Genomic DNA, 17898 nt, shown 5'->3' with positions numbered 1-17898 from the left:
GGGTTGCCCTCACACGACGCGATCCCCAACCCCGGGCGCCGCGCAGACGGAACGCCGACGGCCGGGCACCCCCGTCAGGGGCGCCCGGCCGTCGGCGGTACGGGTGTGACGTCAGCCGGTGGCCTCGTCGGCCGGCTTGGCCGCCCGCGTGCGGCGACGGCGGCGGACGGTCTTGGCCGCGCCCTCGCCCTCGGCGGGTGCGGCTTCCGGGGCCGGGGCCTCGGAAGCGGCCGGAGCCTCGGCGCCGGTGGCGGTGGTGGCGGCGGACCGGGTGCGGCGGCGGCGCGGGGCCGGGACCTCCTCGGCCACCGGGGCGTCCGCGACGGTCTCGGTGCCCGCGGTACCCGCGGCCCCCGCACGGGTGCGGCGGCGACGGCGCGGGGCCGCGGCCTCGGTCGCCGGAGCCTCGGCGGTCTCCACGGCCGCCTCCGCCCCGGCGGGCGCCTCGCCGACCGACTGCCCGCCGCGGGTGCGGCGGCGCTGGCGCGGCGTACGGGTACGTGCCGGACGCTCCTCCGCCTCGGCGGAGGCGGCGGGGCCGGACTTGCGGCCGCCACGGCCACGGCCGCGGCCGCCGGTCTCGCCGAGGTCCTCGATCTCCTCGGCGTCCAGTCCGGCACGGGTGCGCTCCGCACGCGGCAGCACGCCCTTGGTGCCCTCGGGGATGCCGAGCAGCTCGTACAGGTGGGCCGAGGTGGAGTAGGTCTCCTCCGGCTCGTTGAACGGCAGGTCCAGCGCCTTGTTGATCAGCTGCCAGCGCGGGATGTCGTCCCAGTCGACCAGCGTGATCGCCGTGCCGGACGCACCCGCGCGGCCGGTGCGGCCGATGCGGTGGAGGTAGGTCTTCTCGTCCTCCGGCGTCTGGTAGTTGATCACGTGCGTGACGCCCTCGACGTCGATGCCGCGGGCGGCGACGTCGGTGCAGACCAGGACGTCGACCTTGCCGTTGCGGAAGGCGCGCAGCGCCTGCTCGCGGGCACCCTGGCCGAGGTCGCCGTGGACGGCGCCGGAGGCGAAGCCGCGCTGCTCCAGCTGCTCCGCGAGGTCGGCGGCCGTGCGCTTGGTGCGGCAGAAGATCATCGCCAGGCCGCGGCCGTCGGCCTGCAGCACCCGGGAGACGAGCTCCGGCTTGTCCAGCGAGTGGGCGCGGAAGATGTGCTGGGTGATGTTGGCGACGGTCGCGCCCTCGTCGTCCGGCGAGGTGGCCCGGATGTGCGTGGGCTGCGACATGTAGCGGCGGGCGAGGCCGATGACGGCGCCCGGCATCGTCGCGGAGAACAGCATCGTCTGCCGCTTGGCGGGCAGCATCTCGATGATCTTCTCGACGTCGGGCAGGAAGCCCAGGTCGAGCATCTCGTCGGCCTCGTCGAGGACGAGCGCGCGGACGTTGCGCAGGTTGAGCTTCTTCTGGCCCGCGAGGTCGAGCAGCCGGCCCGGGGTGCCGACGACCACGTCGACGCCCTTCTTCAGGGCCTCGACCTGGGGCTCGTACGCGCGGCCGCCGTAGATCGCCAGAACGCGGACGTTGCGCACCTTGCCCGCGGTCAGCAGGTCGTTGCTGACCTGCGTGCACAGCTCACGGGTGGGGACGATGATCAGGGCCTGCGGCCCGTCGACGAGGTCCTCGGGCCTGGCACGCCCGGCCTCGACGTCGACCGGGACGACGACCCGCTCCAGGAGCGGGAGGCCGAAGCCCAGGGTCTTGCCGGTGCCGGTCTTGGCCTGGCCGATGACGTCGTTGCCCGCGAGGGCGACGGGAAGCGTCATCTCCTGGATCGGGAAGGGAGTGATGATGCCGACGGCCTCGAGGGCCTCGGCGGTCTCGGGGAGGATCCCCAGATCGCGGAAAGTCGTGGTGGTGGTCAGGATGCTGCCTCTTCTATTGGGACGCGGCGCCGAGCGGTTTCCGGGGAGGGTCGGGCGCAAGGAACTGCGCTGACCGCGGAGTGTCGTCCGGCCGTTGATGGCCGAGGTGCGCGGGACCACTGCCCTCGTGCGCGCCGCGAAGCTGTCCCCTCCCCACGTGGGGAGGGCGGTCGGTAGGAGCCGATCGGGCCACCGACCGGGCATCCATTCATGCGCGACCCGCCGGGTCACCTGGCGGGTCCATATCACTGTACCCCGGAATCACGCACCCGCGGAGGATGGATTTTCCGGTACGTGGGACAGGTCACGCCGCGGCTCCCGCGCGGCGGGCCGCACGGGATGGTTGCCGCACTGGTGGGGTTGGCTATTGTGCGCAGCATGGAGACGCCTGACACCCCCGCCGACACCCCCGCCGAGACGACCATCGCCGCCAAGGACTGGGCCGCGGCCTCCGCGGAGCCGCAGTACCGCGCGGCGGTCGTGGACCTGCTCGGGGCACTCGCGTACGGCGAGCTGGCCGCCTTCGAGCGGCTCGCGGAGGACGCGAAGCTCGCGCCGTCCCTGGAGGACAAGGCGGAGCTCGCGGCGATGGCGTCCGCCGAGTTCCACCACTTCGAGCAGCTCCGCGCGCGGCTCACCACCATCGAGGCGGACCCGACCGCGGCGATGGAGCCCTTCGCCGCCGCACTCGACGAGTTCCACCGCCAGACCGCTCCGTCGGACTGGCTGGAGGGCCTGGTCAAGGCGTACGTCGGCGACTCCATCGCGTCCGACTTCTACCGCGAGGTCGCCGCCCGGCTCGACACCGACACCCGCGAACTGGTGCTGGCGGTGCTGGACGACACCGGGCACGCCTCCTTCGCGGTGGAGAAGGTGCGCTCCGCCATCGAGGCCGAGCCCCGGGTCGGCGGGCGGCTCGCGCTGTGGGCGCGCCGGCTGATGGGCGAGGCGCTGTCGCAGGCGCAGCGGGTCGTGGCGGACCGGGACGCGCTCAGCACGATGCTGGTCGGCGGGGTCGCCGACGGCTTCGACCTCGCGGAGGTCGGCCGGATGTTCACCCGGATCACCGAGGCCCACACCAAGCGGATGGCGGCGCTGGGCCTGTCCGCCTGAGCGGACCGCGCGGCTCAGGCCGTGCGCGGCGAGGACCGGCGGGTGCTCCGCGGTGGGCGCACCAGCAGCGAGAGCAGGACGGCGGCCACCCCCACCGACACGGCGAGGTTGATCAGGAACCGGTCGGAACCGAGGACGGTACGGGTGATGAGGCCGCCGAGCACGGCGGCGACGGCTCCCGTGGCGAGCACCAGCGTCGCCGCGGGAAGGCGCCGGCGGGGGAGCAATCGTGTGGCGGCGTACGCGACGGACAGTCCGACGGCGGCGAACGCGAGCGCTTCCCACATCATCGTGCGGCCCCTCCCGGAGACTTCGGTCGCACGGGTCCTACCCCGCGGGTCCGGACGGCGAAACGGCGGGTCACCCCATTCGGGGGTGACCCGCCGTACGTCCTCCCGTCACGGGAGCGGCCAGGCTGTACCTAGAGCTGGGCGCCGAAGCCGACCCGGCGCGTCGCCGGCTCGCCGATCTCCACGTAGGCCAGCCGGTCGGCCGGCACGAGCACGCGCTTGCCGTGCTCGTCGGTGAGGCTGAGCAGCTTGCCGGTGCCCGTCAGCGCCTCGGAGACGGCCTTCTCGACCTCCTCGGCCGTCTGCGCGCTCTCGATGATGATCTCGCGCGGCGCGTGCTGCACGCCGATCTTGACCTCCACGGCTTTTGTCCCTCCGAACGGTCTGCGGTGTGCGCGGTTGGAAATCGCGCCGTACGCAGGACACATTAGCCGCGCCCGGCACCGGGACACCCGCGGACGGGCACGCCCAGAGCGAACACCCGACGGGACGTCGTCAGTGCTCGGAGCCGTGCAGCGGGAAGCCCGCGATGCCGCGCCAGGCCAGGGAGGTCAGCAACTGCACCGCGGTGTCGCGGGGCATGGAGCTGCCGCTGGAGAGCCAGTAGCGGGCCACGACCTGCGAGACGCCGCCGAGGCCGACGGCGAGCAGCATGGACTGCTCGGTGGTCAGCCCCGTGTCCTCGGCGATGACCTCGCTGATCGCCTCGGCGCACTGCAGCGCGACCTTGTCGACGCGTTCGCGGACGGCCGGCTCGTTGGTGAGGTCGGACTCGAAGACCAGGCGGAAGGCGCCGCCCTCGTCCTCCACGTACGCGAAGTACGCGTCCATGGTCGCCGCCACCCGCTGCTTGTTGTCGGTGGTGGAGGCCAGTGCGGTGCGCACCGCGTCCAGCAGTGCCTCGCAGTGCTGGTCCAGCAGGGCCAGGTAGAGCTCGAGCTTGCCGGGAAAGTGCTGGTAGAGCACGGGCTTGCTGACGCCCGCACGCTCGGCGATGTCGTCCATCGCGGCGGCGTGGTACCCCTGGGCGACGAACACCTCCTGAGCCGCGCCCAGCAGCTGGTTCCTCCGGGCCCGGCGCGGCAGGCGTGTGCCGCGAGGGCGCGCCTCAGTCTGCTCGATGGCTGTCACGCCGCCTCCCAAGTGATGTCGTTCTGCGCTGCGGGTGCCATCGTACTTTTCGGTAGCGGGGGCATGCGCTGTGCGAACGCACATTCTCACCAAGTGGAACTCAGCGATAGTCGTCCTCGTCGAGTTCCACGACCCTGTGCTGCTCGGCCACGTCCGCCGGATCGGCGTCGTCAGGGCGTTCGGTGATCGGGACATCGCGGTGCTGCAGCAGTTCGAGGTGCTGTTCGGCGATGTCCGCCTCGGGGGCCTCGATGTCGGCCTCGGCGTCCTCCAGGTCGTCGATGACGTCGTCGTCGAAGGTCTCGATGTCGTCGGACACGGGCACCTCCCGATTCCTCTGGTCGTGCGCTGCCGTCCCCCGCTGCTACCCACTGTCCCCCTCTTTCCCCTTATGCGAGCGTAGGAGACAGGCAAGGGGTGTGCAGAGTGACGGGAGAGGCGGAAAATCCCCACGACGCGTGTGAGTGCGAACACACGAGCCCACGCGTGATCACCTCGTAACATTGCCCCATGTCCTCGACGGAGTCTTCCGAAGCCGCACTCGCCGCCGTGCCCGTACCGCCTTCGGGAGCCAGAGCCGGGGACGGGGAGACGGTGCGGACGGTGGCCCTGCCAGGGCGGACGCTGACCGTACGAGCGCGGGCGGAGCAGGCCGGAGGGCTGCCGCCCGCGCTCTTCGTTCACGGCCTGGGCGGGTCCTCCTCCAACTGGTCGGCGCTGATGCGGCTGCTGGCGGACCGGGTGACCTGCGAGGCCCTGGACCTGCCCGGTTTCGGGCATTCGCCGCCGCCGGACGACGGCAACTACTCGATCGGGGGGCACGCGCGTGCCGTCGTGCGCCTGCTGGAGGCTTCCGGGCGCGGGCCCGTGCACCTCTTCGGCAACTCGCTGGGCGGAGCCGTCGTCACCAAGGTCGCCGCGGCCCGGCCCGACCTGGTCCGCACCCTGACGCTGATCTCGCCGGCGCTGCCGGAGGTGCCGCCCCGGCGCGGCGCGTGGCCGACCGCCCTCCTCGGGGTGCCGGGCGCCACCGCGGTGGTGACCCGCGCGACCCGAGACTGGTCCGCGGAGCGGCGCACCAAGCAGTTGCTGGAACTCTGCTACGGCGATCCGTCGCAGGTCAGCGAGGAGTCCTTCGCCGAGCACGCCACGGAGTACGAGCGCCGGCTGAGACTGCCGTACTTCTGGGACGCGCTGACCCGCTCGGCGCGCGGCATCGTCGACGCCTACACACTCGGCGGCCAGCACAACCTGTGGCGGCAGGCCGAGCGGGTGCTCGCACCGACGCTGCTGGTGTACGGCGGCCGGGACAAGCTGATCTCCCCCCGGATGGCGTACCGTGCCGCCCGGACGTTCCGTGACGCGCGGCTGCTGACGCTCCCCGACAGCGGGCACGTCGCGATGATGGAGCACCCCGATGCGGTGGAGCGGGCCTTCCGCGAACTGCTGGACGCCACGGACGCGCGGACGGATCACTGACTTCATGGGCAGGCACAGCGCACCGGGCGGCCGTGACGGCCGCCGCGACGACGTACCGGGCATAGCCGGCGGCACCTCGGGCAACGGCCGCCGCCGGCGTCCCGGCCCGGCGCCGACCCCGCCCCGTACGGGCGGACCGGGCCAGGCGCCCGGTGGTTCCGCGCCGGGCGGCCGGGACGGCTTCCGGCCCGGCGACCCCGGGCACGGCCACCAGGACGCCCCGGGCCGCTCCCACCCCGAGCACCAGGAGCACTCCGCCTGGGGCCGGGCCGGTTCCTGGGTCCCGCCGCGCACGCCGCGCGGCACCCGGCCCGCCGAGCTGGCGGACACCGCGCTCGGCACCGAGTACCCGGAGGACGACGACCCCCTCGACGGGCGCGTCCGCACCGCGCCCCGAATATCCGGCTTCCCGCGCCAGCGCCGGGCGTCCGGCGCGGGGGCCCGGAACGTCCCCGGCCCGCGGCAGGACTTCGTCGAGGCCTTCGACGCCCCCCGGGCCTCCGCCTCATCCGCCGCCACCGGACCCGGGGCACCCGTGGAGGGCGCCGGGGAGGCCGGGGAAGGCGGGGAACCACCCGAACAGCCCAAGAAGACCGTCAGGACTCGCGCCCTCAGCGGCGCCGCGGCCGCGGCGGTCGTGACCGTGCTGGCCGTCGTCGTGGCGGGCCAGATGGCCGCCGGGGGTGAGAAGCGTCACTCGTCCGCCGCCGGTGCGGCGCCGGACGGCAGCCGGGGCGCCGACGACGCCGCGTCCCGCTCCCAGGGCCGGCCGACCCCCTCGACCTCACCCTCCGCGGTCGCCGCTCCGCTCACCTACGGCCAGGCGATGACCAAGGCCTACCCGCTCGACCAGGACCTGAGCCTGGCCGGGAAGTTCCAGACCGTGAGCGGCCGCGAGAAGGCCCCCGGCAAGGGCACGCTGCTGCGGGTGCGGGTGGACGTCGAGAAGGGCCTGCCGCTGAATGCCCGGCTCTTCGCGGACGCGGTCTACAGGACACTGAACGACAAGCGGAGTTGGGCCCACGGCGGGGCCCGCACCTTCGAGCGGGTCTCAACGGGCCCCGCCGACATCGTGATCACCCTGGCCAGTCCGGGAACCACGGCCGTCTGGTGCGCCAAGTCCGGCCTGGACACGACGGTTGACAATGTGTCATGTGACGCGGCGTCGACTCCGCGGACGATGATCAACGCGTACCGCTGGGCCCAGGGATCGGAGACCTACGGCCCGGACCGGATGCTCGCCTACCGCGAGATGCTGATCAACCACGAGGTCGGGCACCGGCTCGGCTACGGCCATGTGCTCTGCCCCAAGCAGGGCGCCCTCGCCCCGGTCATGATGCAGCAGACCAAGTTCCTCAACTACGGAGGCCTGACCTGCAAGCCCAACGCCTGGCCCTACCCCCGGGGCTAGCTTTTTGACATCGGGCGATTAATCGTTCAATGTTTTCGGCATGCCGCACAGCCCTGCCACAGACGCCGACGCCAGCATCGAGCTGGCGCTCATCGGCGTGGCCGGGCACTGCGTCGCCGACATCCTGTGTCGCCGTTCCACGGTGCCGGGCGCGTAGAGGGCACATCTCCCCTCGCCCCGGTCCTCTCCGACCCGTGGGCGCGCGTCTCGACGTTCGAACGATCCTTCACGGTCCCCTTCGCGGGGTCCGTCGCCGCTGCCTGCGGGTCCTCACCAGCCCCGCCTTCCTCTCCATCTCGCAGCCGCGAAAGGGATCTTCGATGTCTCACCTGTCCGTCACACCCCGCCGCCTCGCAGCGGCCGCCGTCGTCCTGGCGATCACCGGCGGCGCCGCCGCGTGCGGTCCGGAGGACAGCGGGGCCAAGGCGGCCGGCGGCAAGCCCGCCAAGGGCGGCACGCTCTACGTCCTCAACCAGTCCCCGCAGGAGGACTTCGACCCGGCGCGGCTCTACACCTCCGGCGGCGGCAACGTCCCCGGCCTGGTCTTCCGCACGCTGACGACCCGCAACCGCGAGAACGGCGCGGACGGCTCGAAGGTCGTCCCCGACCTGGCCACCGACACCGGCACGCCCAACAAGGACGCCACCGTCTGGACGTACCACCTCAAGGACGGGCTGAAGTACGAAGACGGCAGCGCGATCACCACGGCCGACATCAAGTACGGCATCGAGCGCTCCTTCGCCGCCGAACTGTCCGGTGGCGCCCCCTACCTGCGCGACTGGCTGACCGGCGGCAAGGAGTACCAGGGCCCGTACAAGGACAAGGGCGGCCTGGCCTCCATCGAGACCCCGGACGCGAAGACCATCGTCTTCCACCTGAACAAGCCCGAGGGCGACTTCCCGCTCCTGGCCACCCAGACCTCCTTCGCCCCCGTGCCGAAGGCGAAGGACACCGGCACCAAGTACGAGAACCACCCGGTCTCCTCCGGCCCCTACAAGGTCGTCGCCAACGAGAACGACGGCGAGCACCTCGTCCTGGAGCGCAACACCCACTGGGACGCGAAGACCGACGAGGAGCGCAAGGCCTACCCGGACCGCATCGACGTCCGCTCCGGCCTCGACGCCGCCGTGATCAACCAGCGCCTGTCCTCCGGCTCCGGCAAGGACGCGGCCGCCGTCACCACCGACACCAACCTCACCGCCGCCGAACTCGCCAAGATCACCGGCGACAAGGAGCTCGCGGGCCGCGTCGGCACCGGCCACTTCGGCTACACCGACTACATCTCCTTCAACCCGAAGGTGAAGCCCTTCGACGACCCCAAGGTGCGCCAGGCCATCTCCTACGCGGTCGACCGCAGCACCGTCGTCAACGCCCTCGGCGGCTCCTCCCTCGCCGAGCCCGCCACCACCTTCCTGCCCGCGCAGGAGTCCTTCGGCTACACCCCGTACGACGCGTTCCCGGCCGGCAAGAGCGGCGACGCCGCCAAGGCCAAGGAGCTGCTGAAGGAGGCCGGTTACCCGAAGGGCCTGACCGTCACGCTGACCCACGACAGCAGCGGCGGCGACGAGCAGGGCCCCGAGGTCGCCACCGCCCTGCAGGACGCCCTGAAGAAGGCCGGCATCACCGTCAAGCTGGAGGGCCTGGAGTCCAGCGCCTACAGCGAGAAGATCCACGGCGTCAAGACCGAGCCGGGCTTCTTCCTCGCCGGCTGGGGCGCCGACTGGCCGTCCGGCGGCCCCTTCCTGGCCCCGATCTTCGACGGCCGGCAGATCGTCCAGGACGGCTACAACTTCAACAACGCGCAGCTGGACGACCCGGCGGTGAACAAGGAGATCGACGAGATCAACAAGCTCACCGACCTCAAGGCCGCGGCCGTCCGCTGGGGCGCCCTCGACAAGAAGATCGGCGAGCAGGCGCTGACCGTGCCGCTGGTGCACCCCGTCTACAAGCGCCTGTACGGCAAGGACGTCAAGAACGTCGTCATCAGCGACTGGACCGGAGTGCTCGACGTCGCGCAGGTCTCGGTCAAGTGACCACCTCCGACGTGCTCGCCGCGCCCGGCGCGGCCTCGGACACCCCCGAGGCCGCGCCGGGCGCCCGGCAGCTCTGGCGGCGGCTGCGCGCCCAGCGCGCGGCCCTCGCCGGCGTCGCCGTGATCGTCCTGCTCGTCCTGGTGGCCCTCGCCGCCCCGCTGCTCGCGGCCCTGGAGGGCCAGGACCCGGACGCGTACCACGCCTCCGCCGTCGACTCCGCCCTCGGCGGCGTCCCGGTCGGCTCCTTCGGCGGTGTGAGCGCCGACCACTGGCTCGGCGTCGAACCCGGCACCGGGCGCGACCTGTTCGCCCGCCTCGTGTACGGCGCGCGGATCTCGCTCGGCATCGGCCTCGCCGCCACCGTCGTGCAGGTCGTCCTCGGGGTCGCGGTCGGCCTCGCCGCCGGACTCGGCAACCGCTTCCTGGACAACCTGCTCAGCCGGACCACCGACGTCATGCTGGCGCTGCCCACCCTGGTCTTCGCCATCGCCCTGCTGGCGATCGTCCCCGCCGGCTTCCCGCGGCCGGTGCTGCTGGTCCTCGTCCTCGGCCTGCTCGGCTGGGGCGGCACCTCCCGCATCGTCCGGGCCCAGACCCTGAGCCTGAAGTCCCTCGACTACGTGGCCGCCGCCCGGCTCGGCGGCGCCGGCCGGTGGCGGATCGCCCGCCGCGAACTCCTGCCGTCGCTGGCCGCGCCCGTGGTGACCTACAGCGCGCTGCTGGTGCCCTCCAACATCGCCTCCGAGGCGGGACTGTCCTTCCTCGGCATCGGCGTCAAGCCGCCCACGCCCTCCTGGGGACAGATGCTCTCCTCCGCGACCACCTGGTACCAGGCCGATCCGACGTACGTGCTGCTGCCCGCCGGCCTGATCTTCGTCACCGTCCTCGCGTTCACCGCGCTCGGCGACGGCGTGCGCACCGCCCTCGACCCGCGGGCGGGCACCCGCCTGCGGGCCGTGGCCCGCGGGCGGAAGGGGGCCCGGCCGTGACGCTGCTCACCCGGTTCGCGCTGCGCCGCCTGCTGGCCGCCCTGCTGGTGCTCCTCGTGCTGAGCATCGCGGTCTACGCGCTCTTCTACGTCCTGCCCGGTGACCCGGCCCGGCTGGCCTGCGGGCCCAAGTGCACCGCCGACCAGGTCGCCCAGGTCCGCACCCAGCTCGGCCTCGACGACCCGGCCCTCGCGCAGTACGCCCACTTCCTGCACGGCCTGTTCGCCGGTACCGACATCAGCACCGGGGTCGGCACCGAGCACTGCGGCGCCCCGTGCCTGGGCTTCTCGTACCAGAACGGCGAGCAGGTCACCTCCCTGCTCGCGCAGCGGCTGCCGGCCACCGCCTCGCTCTCCCTCGGCGCGATGGCGCTGTGGCTGGTCATCGGCGTCGGCACCGGAGTGCTCTCGGCGCTGCGCCACGGCGGGATCACCGAACGGCTGCTGACCGCGGTCACCCTCGCCGGCAACGCCGTGCCCGTCTTCATCATCGGCATCCTGCTGATGCTGCTCTTCGTCTCGGTGCTGGGCTGGCTGCCCTTCCCCTCCTACGTCCCGCTGACCGAGGACCCCGAGCAGTGGGCCTGGAACCTGGTGCTGCCCTGGCTCTCCCTGGCCATCCTGGAGAGCGCCAAGTACGCCCGGCTGACCCGCAGTTCGATGCTGGACACACTCTCCGAGGACCATGTGCGCACCTTCCGCGCCTACGGCGTCCGCGAGCGTTCCGTCATCGGACGGCACGCGCTGCGCGGCGCCCTGCCCCCGGTCATCGCGCTGACGGCACTGGACCTCGGGACGATGTTCGGCGGCGCGGTGCTCACCGAGTCGCTCTTCGGCATCCCCGGGCTCGGCAAGAGCCTGGTGGACTCGGTCAGGACCGAGGACCTGCCGGTCGTCGTCGGGCTCGTGCTGGTCACCGGATTCTTCGTGGTCCTCGCCAACGCCGTCGCGGACGTCCTGTACGCGGTGGCCGACCGACGGGTGGTGCTGGCATGACGTCACCGCTGATCGAGGTCGAGGACCTCACGATCGACTTCCCCACCGGCACGGGCACCGTCCGCGCCGTGGACGGGCTGTCCTTCTCCGTGGAGCAGGGCGGTGCCCTGGGCGTCGTCGGCGAGTCCGGCAGCGGCAAGAGCGCCACCGCCTTCGCCCTGCTGGGACTGCACCGCGGCAGCGGCGCGCGGATCGGCGGCTCGGTGCGGGTGGCCGGCGTCGACGTCCTCACCGCGGGGGAGAGGGAACTGCGCGGGCTGCGCGGCGGGCTGGCGGCGATGGTCTTCCAGGACCCGCTGTCCTCGCTCGACCCGTACTTCGCGATCGGCGACCAGATCGCCGAGGTGTACCGGGTGCACCACCCCAAGGCCTCCCGGCGGGCGGCCCGTGGGCGGGCGGTCGAGGTGCTCGACCGGGTCGGCATCGCCGACGCACCGAGGCGGGCCCGCTTCCGGCCGCACGAGTTCAGCGGCGGCATGCGCCAGCGGGCCCTCATCGCCATGGCGCTCGCCTGCGAGCCGCGGCTGCTCGTCGCCGACGAACCGACGACGGCCCTCGACGTCACCGTCCAGGCGCAGATCCTCGACCTGCTCGGCGAACTGCGGCAGGAGACCGGGATGGGCCTGCTGCTGGTCACCCACGACCTCGGCGTGGTGGCCGGGAGCGTCGACGAGGTGCTGGTGATGAAGGACGGCCGCGCCGTGGAGCGCGGACCGGTCGGCACCGTGCTGGGCGCGCCGCGCCAGCCGTACACCCGTGACCTGGTGGCCGCGGTCCCGCGGCTGGGCACGGCCGAGCCGCGCGGCGCCGCCACGGGCGAGGTCCTCCTCGAAGCCGTCGGCGTACGGCGGGAGTTCGGTCGGCGAGGCACCCGGGTCGCGGCGGTCGACGGCGTCTCGCTGACCGTGCGCGCGGGAGAGACGCTCGGCGTCGTCGGGGAGAGCGGCAGCGGCAAGACCACCCTGGGGCGGATGCTCGTCGGGCTCCTGGAGCCCACCGGCGGCGAACTGCGGCGCCCGGGCGCGCGCTCCGGCGCGGGCACGCCGGGACTGCAGATGGTCTTCCAGGACCCGGTGTCCTCGCTCAACCCGCGGCGCAGCATCGGCGAGTCCATCGCGGACCCGCTGCGGACGGCGGGCGTGCTCGACGACGCCGCGATCGTCGCCCGCGTGCGGGAACTGCTGGAGCGGGTCGGGCTCGACCCCGACTGGTACCACCGCTATCCGCACGAGTTCAGCGGCGGGCAGCGGCAGCGGGTCGGCATCGCCCGGGCGCTGGCGCCCGAGCCGCGGCTGATCGTCTGCGACGAGCCGGTGTCGGCGCTCGACGTCACGACGCAGGCCCAGGTCATCCGGCTGCTGGGCGAACTGCAGCGGGAGCTGGGACTCGCGCTGGTCTTCATCGCCCACGACCTGGCCGTGGTGCGCCAGGTCAGCGACAACGTCGCGGTGATGCGGGCGGGGCGGATCGTGGAGTACGGGCCCGCGGGCCGGGTCTACGAGGCGCCGGAGCACGAGTACACCAAGGGGCTGCTGGCGGCGGTCCCGGTGCTCGACCCGGACGAGTCCGCCGCCCGCCGCGCCGCCCGCCGGCGCGCCCTGGCGACCACCGGCTGACCCGCCTGACCCGCCGGGCTCGCACCCGGCGGGTCGCTTCGCGCCGCCGCCGTCCGCCGGGGCTCCCTCAGCCGGATCCCGCGGCGCGTGCCGGACGGCGCGCGATCGACCGCAAGCGGAAGCCCCGGGGCACTCGCCCCGGGGCTTCCTCGTGACACGAGCAGGCGCGTTTCCTGGCCGGTCACGGTGACGGGCACCCGCGGTGCCCCCCGGGCGAGCGGAACGCGCTCCGCCCGGCCCGGGGCACTGCCCCGGCGAACGTCTACTCGGTCACAACGCACAACGGTGGGGAAAGTTACGTCTCTTCACCCCTTTCGGTGGCACGGCGGACAACCGTCCGCCGTGCCCCCACTTCGCCGGAATACGGTCATCGCGCCCGAACAGACCGGTGCCGAGAGGGGGCAGACGTGCGTATCGCATTACTCGCGGAGGGTGGTTATCCGTACGCCCGGGGTGAGGGGGGTGCCTGGGTCGACCGGCTCGTACGCGGGCTCACCGGGCACGAGTTCGCGGTGTACGCGCTCGGCAGGAGCGAACGGGCCGAGGCCGCCGGGATGGTGGCGCTGCCGCCCCAGGTGCGGGACGTGCGCGCGCTGCCGCTGTGGGGGCCCGCGCCGGGGGCCGGGGCCGTGTCCGGCAAGGCGCGCCGCAGGCGGGCGCAGGCACTGGAGCAGTACCGCGACCTGGTCGGGGTGCTGGCCGGGGACGCCGGGGCCAATGGTGTGGCGGACCGTTTCGCCTCCGTGCTCTACGGCCTCGCCGAACTCGCCCGCGAGGACGGCGGCATCCCGGCGCTGCTCCGCTCCGAGCACGCGGTGCGCGTACTGGAGGAGGTGTGCCGGGCGCCCGGCGCGCGACCCCTGGTCGCGCAGGCCGGGGTGGGCGACCTGCTGCTCGCCGCCGACCAGGTGGAGCGCGTGCTGCGGCCGCTCTCCGCGCCCTGGTACGACGAGTTCGGCGACGCCCTCGCCACCGCCGACCTCTGCCACGCCGTGACAGGAGGCACCGCGCTGCTGCCCGCGCTGCTGGCCAAACGGTTCTTCGGCACGCCGCTGCTGGTGACCGAGTACGGCGTGCGGCTGCGCGAGACCCTGCTGCTGCACCGCGCCGCGGGCCTGTCCGCCCCCGTACGCGCCCTGCTCGCCGCCTTCCACCGCCACCTGGCGGGCGAGGCCTACCGCAGGGCCGCCCTGGTCACCCCCGGCAACGCCCACGCGCGCCGCTGGCAGGAGCACTGCGGCGCCGACCGGGAGCGCGTCCGCACGGTCTACCCCGGCTACCAGGGGCCCCTGCCCGAGCCGGCCGCCGAGGCCGAGGGCGGCGACCCCACGCTGGTCTGGGTCGGCCGGGCCGACCGCGGCAAGGACCTGATCGGGCTGCTGCACGCCTTCGGGGAGGTGCGCAAGGAGGAGCCCGGGGCGCGGCTGCGCGTCGTCCGCGCCGGCGAGGGCGACCCCGCGTACCTGGAGCAGTGCCGCTCCCTGGCGGCGCAGCTCTTCCCGGACGAGGCGGCCGACGCCGTCACCGCGGGGGAGAGCCCGGTCACCTTCGAGGAGCTCGGCTCGCCGGGCGCCCCGGCGCTGCCCGACGCGTACGCGGCAGGCGACGTGGTCGTCCTCTCCAGCGTCGTCGAGGGCTTCCCGGTCACCCTGGTCGAGGCCATGCTCTGCGGCCGGGCCACCGTGTCGACGGAGGCCGGCGCCGTACGGGAGGTCATCGGCGGGACCGGCCTGGTCGTGCCGCCGCGCAACCCCAAGGCGCTCGCCGAGGCCTGCGTCGCCCTGCTGCGCGACCCCGAGCGCCGGCAGCGGCTCGGTGCCGCCGCCCGCGAGCGCGCCCTGGAGCTCTTCACCGTCGAGCGGAACCTGGCGGCGTTCCGCGAGATCTACCTCGACCTGGTCGCCCACGCGCCCGGGCGCCACGCCCCGCTGCGCGACCCGGACGGCACCCCCGTCCCCTTCGGCAGGCCCGCGGAGTCCCGGGTCCCCGGCCGCTGGACGGCCGCGCCCGCCTGGGCGCTCGCCGCCCGCGAGCCCGCGTACGCCGGAGCCGAGAGGCGGGAGCGCGCATGAGCCACGTACAGGAGAGCGGCACCGGCGCCCGCAGGGGCGCCCCCCGCAAGCGCGGCCCCGCCGACCCCGTCCGGGCCCTGATGCACCGTCACCAGCGGCTGTGCGCCGAGGCCGTGGACCCGCTGGAGATCGTGGCGGGGCTGGAGGCGCAGGGCGTCACCGACCGTGTCGCGGCGGGCTTCCGGCACCGCGACGTCTTCACCCTCGCCGAGGAGCTGTACGCCCGGGTGCCCCGCGCCGGCGCCCCGTCCGCCGCGGGACGGCCCGCCGACCGCCCCGCGCTGCTGCTCACCCTCGCCCCGGGCGCCGTCTGCGCCGCCGCGAGCGGGGCGCTGCGCGTGCTGCCGTCGGTCACGGTGGTCGCCGTGGCCGTGCCGCTGCTGCTGCTGACGCTCCTCGCCGCCCTGCGCCGCGGACCGTTGAGGGCGCCCTACGGCACGGGCCCGGGCGGGGCGGTGTGGAGCTGCTGGCTGGTGGTCTTCGGGCTGTACGGGCCGCGCGCCGTGGACGGTCTCGCCGGGGGCGCGCTGCCCGCCGCGGACGCCGCCGAGCTGACCGCGCTGGCACTCTCCCTCGCACCGGCCGCCTGGTGCGCCCACCGCTTCGCGGTGCGTTCCCGGGGCCATCTGCTGCGCAGCCGCACCCTGGAGGAGTTCGGCGGCGCCGTACGGCCGCTGCTGGCGGGCACGCTCGCGCTCTTCCTCGCCTGTGCGCTCGCGCTGCTGTGCGCGGCCCGCGCCGTGGCCGGCGCCCCGCTCACGCCCGCCGCGCTGGCCGGTCCCGCCGCGCTCGCCCTGCTGCTGTTCACCGCCCGGCTGCTCGCGGTGCACGGCCACCCGGACCCCGCCGCCATCGGCACCGGGCTCGCCTGCGCCACCGAGGCCGTGGCCCTCGCCGCCGCCCTGCTGGACCGGTTCCCCCTGCCGCCGGGCGCCGTCCCCGCCCTGGCCTGCGGGGCCGCCGCCCTTGCGCTGGCGGCCCACGCCCTGACCACGCTCTCGCGCGCCTCGGCGTACACGGCCGCGGCGGCGCCGCGATGAGCGGGCGGCGGCCGGTCCGGCCCGGCACACCCCACCGTTCCGAAGAAGAAGCCAAGGAGCAACCCACGATGACCCACCCGCACCCCAGGCCACGGCACGCGCAGCGGAGGCGCTCGCTATGAGAGTCCTCCTCCTGGGCGCCAACGGATTCGTCGGCCGCCACGTGGCCGAGCGGCTGCTGGCCGACCCCGCCGTGCAGCTGACCGCGCTCGGCCGCAGCGACGACGCCGACGTGCGCTTCGACCTGTCGTCCGGCAGTCCCGGCGCGCTGGCGCGCTTCATGGACGCCGTCCACCCCGGGGTCGTCGTCAACTGCGCGGGCGCCACACGCGGCGGGGCACGCGAACTCACCCGGCACAACACGATCGCGGTCGCCTCCGTGTGCGAGGCGATGCGCCGCAGCGCCACCTCGGCCCGGCTGGTCCAGGTGGGCTGCGCCGCGGAGTACGGGCCCTCGCCCACCGGTTCCTCGACGGCAGAGGACGCCGTGCCCCGGCCGGGCGGCCCGTACGGGGTCAGCAAGCTGGCCGGGACGGAACTCGTCCTGGGCTCGGGGCTCGACGCCGTGGTGCTGAGGGTCTTCACCCCGGTCGGACCGGGGACGTCCACCGCCTCGCCGATCGGGCGGCTCGCGGAGGCGATGCGCCGGGCGATGCAGACCGGCGACGGCGACCTGAAGCTGACCGGCCTCGGCGTGCAGCGGGACTTCGTGGATGTGCGCGACGTGGCCCGTGCCGTGCACGCGGCCTCGCTCTCCGCCGCCCAGGGCCTGGTCAACATCGGCACGGGCCGGTCCGTACCGCTGCGCGAGGTCGCCGCGGCCCTGGCCAACGCCGCGGGCTACACGGGCGCCCTCCACGAGGTGGAGGACCCGCACCTGATGGCGAACGGCAGCGGCCACGCCCACTACCCGGACGGCTGCGGGGTCTGGCAGCAGGCCGACATCCGCACCGCCCGCGACCGACTCGGGTGGCGTCCGCGCATCGCCCTCGAGGAATCCCTCGCCGACGTCTGGATGGAGGCGGCATGCCGCGTGTGAATCCGAGCGGCCTGCGCAGGCCGGTCGACCGCTGTGACGGACTGGGCTTCGGGGTCCCCGCGTACGCGCACCCGCTGGTCGCCCCGGGCGAATGGGCCGAACTGGCCCGCCCGGAGGCCCCGATGCACTGGGTGGTGCTCAATGTGGCGCGCGGCCCCGGCGCCCGGATCGACCCGCTCTACACCGAGGCGTGCGCCCGGCTGCGCGACGCGGCGGTGCCCGTGCTCGGCTACCTGGACACCCGGCACGGGGCGCGCCCCTTCGGGCAGCTGGTCGCCGACGCGCACCGCTTCCTCGACTGGTACCGGGTCGACGGCTTCTACCTCGACCGTGCCCCGACCACGAGTTCCGAGCTCGCCGACTGCCGGCGGGTGATCACCACCGTGCGCGCGCTGCTGAGCGTGGAGGGCGGCAGCACCGGCCACGTCGTGCTGGGCCACGGCTGCCATCCGTACGAGGGCTACGCCGAGGCCGCCGACCAACTGGTGACCTTCGCCGGGCCGTGGACGCAGTACCGCTGGTCGGAGGCCCCGGAATGGACGGCCGCGTACCCGCCGGAGCGCTTCTGCCACCTGGTGCACGGCGTCCCCGCACCGCACCTGGAGAACGCCATGCGGATCGCCCGCTGGCAGGGCGCGGCGACGGTCTACTTCACCGACCGCACCGACCACGCTGCCTGGGACGGCCTGCCGGGTTACTGGGACGAGGCATCGCGCATGCTGCGCCGTCAGCCGCCGCCCAGCATGTGACCAAAATCCGTCTCGGCCTTCGGAACGGCAGTCTCGGAATGAAGAAGGGCGTGGCAGTGTTACGGGGAGAACATC

17 protein-coding genes are annotated in these 17898 nt (G+C 74.0%); 12 read left to right on the top strand and 5 right to left on the bottom strand.

All coding sequences use genetic code 11. The features are described from left to right. Positions 1-111: 111 nt before the first annotated feature. On the bottom strand, positions 112-1767 hold the full coding sequence (locus tag CHF15_RS14055; protein WP_089224103.1) for a DEAD/DEAH box helicase: 1656 nt from the start codon (positions 1765-1767) through the stop codon (positions 112-114). A gap of 477 nt (positions 1768-2244) precedes the next feature. On the opposite strand from CHF15_RS14055, the gene CHF15_RS14045 reads away from it, so the two are divergent. Further along, positions 2245-2979: a ferritin-like fold-containing protein gene (locus tag CHF15_RS14045; RefSeq protein ID WP_089224101.1), complete on the top strand. Its 735-nt coding sequence runs from the start codon at positions 2245-2247 to the stop codon at positions 2977-2979. Positions 2980-2993: 14 nt separating this feature from the next. On the opposite strand, the gene CHF15_RS14040 is transcribed toward CHF15_RS14045, so the two are convergent. The 4 genes from CHF15_RS14040 to CHF15_RS14025 form a co-directional block, all read right to left on the bottom strand. Further along, positions 2994-3269: a hypothetical protein gene (locus CHF15_RS14040; RefSeq protein WP_089224100.1), complete on the bottom strand. Its 276-nt coding sequence runs from the start codon at positions 3267-3269 to the stop codon at positions 2994-2996. A gap of 131 nt (positions 3270-3400) precedes the next feature. Continuing rightward, positions 3401-3631, bottom strand: a complete 231-nt coding sequence (locus tag CHF15_RS14035) for a DUF3107 domain-containing protein (RefSeq protein ID WP_089224099.1) — start codon at positions 3629-3631, stop codon at positions 3401-3403. A 133-nt stretch (positions 3632-3764) separates the two neighbouring features. Then, on the bottom strand, positions 3765-4400 hold the full coding sequence (locus CHF15_RS14030) for a TetR/AcrR family transcriptional regulator (RefSeq protein ID WP_089224098.1): 636 nt from the start codon (positions 4398-4400) through the stop codon (positions 3765-3767). A gap of 100 nt (positions 4401-4500) precedes the next feature. Further along, a complete protein-coding gene (locus CHF15_RS14025; protein ID WP_202470921.1) occupies positions 4501-4719 on the bottom strand; it encodes a hypothetical protein in 219 nt (72 codons plus the stop codon). Between the two features lie 191 nt (positions 4720-4910). Between CHF15_RS14025 and CHF15_RS14020 the strand changes: the two genes are divergently transcribed. The 11 genes from CHF15_RS14020 (at position 4911) to CHF15_RS13975 (ending at position 17823) form a co-directional block, all read left to right on the top strand. Beyond that, positions 4911-5879 carry an alpha/beta fold hydrolase gene (locus tag CHF15_RS14020; RefSeq protein WP_089224097.1) on the top strand — a complete coding sequence of 323 codons (969 nt, stop codon included), beginning with the start codon at positions 4911-4913 and terminating at the stop codon, positions 5877-5879. A gap of 4 nt (positions 5880-5883) precedes the next feature. Next, on the top strand, positions 5884-7290 hold the full coding sequence (locus tag CHF15_RS14015; protein ID WP_089224096.1) for a DUF3152 domain-containing protein: 1407 nt from the start codon (positions 5884-5886) through the stop codon (positions 7288-7290). Positions 7291-7330: 40 nt separating this feature from the next. Next, on the top strand, positions 7331-7447 hold the full coding sequence (locus CHF15_RS46580) for an Ms4533A family Cys-rich leader peptide (RefSeq protein ID WP_018561500.1): 117 nt from the start codon (positions 7331-7333) through the stop codon (positions 7445-7447). 163 nt (positions 7448-7610) lie between these two features. After that, on the top strand, positions 7611-9323 hold the full coding sequence (locus tag CHF15_RS14010; RefSeq protein WP_089224095.1) for an ABC transporter substrate-binding protein: 1713 nt from the start codon (positions 7611-7613) through the stop codon (positions 9321-9323). After that, positions 9320-10312, top strand: coding sequence for an ABC transporter permease (locus tag CHF15_RS14005; protein ID WP_089224094.1), 993 nt, complete (start codon positions 9320-9322; stop codon positions 10310-10312). The genes CHF15_RS14010 and CHF15_RS14005 overlap by 4 nt, the downstream gene beginning before the upstream one ends. Continuing rightward, positions 10309-11307: an ABC transporter permease gene (locus CHF15_RS14000; protein WP_089224093.1), complete on the top strand. Its 999-nt coding sequence runs from the start codon at positions 10309-10311 to the stop codon at positions 11305-11307. Before CHF15_RS14005 ends, CHF15_RS14000 begins: the two co-directional genes overlap by 4 nt. After that, complete coding sequence (locus CHF15_RS13995; RefSeq protein WP_089224092.1) at positions 11304-12923, top strand: dipeptide ABC transporter ATP-binding protein; 1620 nt, start codon at positions 11304-11306, stop codon at positions 12921-12923. The genes CHF15_RS14000 and CHF15_RS13995 overlap by 4 nt, the downstream gene beginning before the upstream one ends. Positions 12924-13330: 407 nt before the next feature. Beyond that, positions 13331-14995: a DUF3492 domain-containing protein gene (locus CHF15_RS13990; protein ID WP_089224091.1), complete on the top strand. Its 1665-nt coding sequence runs from the start codon at positions 13331-13333 to the stop codon at positions 14993-14995. Further along, entirely contained in the window at positions 14992-16035 is a 1044-nt protein-coding gene (locus tag CHF15_RS13985) for a hypothetical protein (protein ID WP_089224090.1), read from the top strand. The genes CHF15_RS13990 and CHF15_RS13985 overlap by 4 nt, the downstream gene beginning before the upstream one ends. Before the next feature lie 118 nt (positions 16036-16153). After that, a complete protein-coding gene (locus CHF15_RS13980) occupies positions 16154-17074 on the top strand; it encodes an NAD-dependent epimerase/dehydratase family protein (protein ID WP_089224089.1) in 921 nt (306 codons plus the stop codon). Continuing rightward, positions 17062-17823, top strand: coding sequence for a spherulation-specific family 4 protein (locus CHF15_RS13975; protein WP_089224088.1), 762 nt, complete (start codon positions 17062-17064; stop codon positions 17821-17823). The genes CHF15_RS13980 and CHF15_RS13975 overlap by 13 nt, the downstream gene beginning before the upstream one ends. Positions 17824-17898 lie beyond the last annotated feature (75 nt).

The sequence above is a fragment of the Actinacidiphila glaucinigra genome (assembly GCF_900188405.1).
Lineage (GTDB): Bacteria > Actinomycetota > Actinomycetes > Streptomycetales > Streptomycetaceae > Actinacidiphila > Actinacidiphila glaucinigra.
Note: the sequence above shows the minus strand (reverse complement) of the source record. Positions and strands in the feature narration are given on the sequence as shown.

Coding starts and splice junctions, on each gene's coding strand:
- CHF15_RS14045 (WP_089224101.1), top strand. CDS start 2,245: ATGGAGACGCCTGACACCCCCGCCGACACCCCCGCCGAGACGACCATC.
- CHF15_RS13985 (WP_089224090.1), top strand. CDS start 14,992: ATGAGCCACGTACAGGAGAGCGGCACCGGCGCCCGCAGGGGCGCCCCC.
- CHF15_RS14020 (WP_089224097.1), top strand. CDS start 4,911: ATGTCCTCGACGGAGTCTTCCGAAGCCGCACTCGCCGCCGTGCCCGTA.
- CHF15_RS14015 (WP_089224096.1), top strand. CDS start 5,884: ATGGGCAGGCACAGCGCACCGGGCGGCCGTGACGGCCGCCGCGACGAC.
- CHF15_RS13995 (WP_089224092.1), top strand. CDS start 11,304: ATGACGTCACCGCTGATCGAGGTCGAGGACCTCACGATCGACTTCCCC.
- CHF15_RS13975 (WP_089224088.1), top strand. CDS start 17,062: ATGCCGCGTGTGAATCCGAGCGGCCTGCGCAGGCCGGTCGACCGCTGT.
- CHF15_RS14010 (WP_089224095.1), top strand. CDS start 7,611: ATGTCTCACCTGTCCGTCACACCCCGCCGCCTCGCAGCGGCCGCCGTC.
- CHF15_RS46580 (WP_018561500.1), top strand. CDS start 7,331: ATGCCGCACAGCCCTGCCACAGACGCCGACGCCAGCATCGAGCTGGCG.
- CHF15_RS14055 (WP_089224103.1), bottom strand. CDS start 1,767: ATGACGCTTCCCGTCGCCCTCGCGGGCAACGACGTCATCGGCCAGGCC.
- CHF15_RS13980 (WP_089224089.1), top strand. CDS start 16,154: ATGAGAGTCCTCCTCCTGGGCGCCAACGGATTCGTCGGCCGCCACGTG.
- CHF15_RS14040 (WP_089224100.1), bottom strand. CDS start 3,269: ATGATGTGGGAAGCGCTCGCGTTCGCCGCCGTCGGACTGTCCGTCGCG.